This is a genomic window from Mesorhizobium sp. M7A.F.Ca.CA.002.04.1.1 (genome assembly GCF_004022805.1).
In the GTDB taxonomy this organism is placed as follows: Bacteria; Pseudomonadota; Alphaproteobacteria; order Rhizobiales; family Rhizobiaceae; genus Mesorhizobium; species Mesorhizobium ciceri.
This window is the reverse complement of the sequence record NZ_RZPL01001153.1, coordinates 1-978: the sequence shown is the minus strand read 5'-3', so window position 1 is coordinate 978 and position 978 is coordinate 1. Positions and strand designations below refer to the sequence as shown.

The 978-nt window shown below is 65.2% G+C and carries 1 protein-coding gene; it reads left to right on the top strand.

Annotation, left to right across the window (positions count from 1 at the left end; all coding sequences use genetic code 11):
• Positions 1-945: ABC transporter permease (locus tag ENZ75_RS32925; protein ID WP_245481356.1), on the top strand; the 945-nt coding region annotated here is incomplete at its 5' end.
• Between the last annotated feature and the right edge of the window lie 33 nt (positions 946-978).

The following is a 978-nucleotide window of genomic DNA, read 5'->3' as shown; positions in this document are numbered from 1 at the left end:
ACATCGGTGAGATCGCTGCTTACCAAACCCTGGATCTGGTCGTTCATTGGCGCCTTGCTGGTGTGGCTGGCGACGATCGCCTTCACCGGCGGTTATGGCAGGGGTGGCATGGTGACGGCAGCCCTTTCGCTGGCGGTATTCACCGTCATTGTCGGCGTCGGCCAGATGTTCGTCATCACGCTGGGACCAGGCAATGTCGACCTGTCGCTGCCGGCCAATATCGGCCTTGCCAGCGCCGTCGCGATGAAGGTGATGGACGGCAACGATTCCATGATCGCGGTCGGGCTTTTGGCGGCACTTGCCTGCGGGGCGGCGATTGGCGCCGCCAACTACCTGCTGATCTGGGCGCTGCGCATCCCGCCGATCATCGCCACGCTATCGGCCAGCTTCATCATCCAGTCGATCGACATCAGCTATGGCCGCGGGCTGCAGATCAAGCCGCCGCCGGGCTTCGCCGATTTTGCCAACTGGCAGGTGCTGGGCATTCCGGTGCTGGCGATCCTCACGGTATTGTTCACCGTCGGCGCGGCCATCGCGCTGCAGCGTATGATCTATGGCCGCTCGGTGCTGGCGATCGGCCAGAACATTCGCGCGGCGTGGCTGGCCGGTGTCAATGTCGGCCGCATCCGCTTCCTCACCTACACGCTGTCGGGCGCGCTCGGCGGCATCGACGGCGCGCTGCTCGCCGGCTATTTCCGCGGCGCCAATGTCGACATCGGCAACGAATATCTGCTGGCCTCGATCGCCGTCGTCGTCATCGGCGGCACGTCGGTCGCCGGCGGCAAGGCCAATGTCCCCGGCGTCTGGGGCGCGGCTTTGTTCCTGGTGCTGCTTTTGACCATGCTCAACACGTTTGGGGTGAGCGCCGGGGTGCGGTTGCTGCTGACGGGGCTGATCATCGTCGGGGTGATCACGGCGGCGGGCGGGCAGAAGGCGCTGCGGTAGCCTCCGCCTTCGTCGTCCCAGACACCTTCAAGG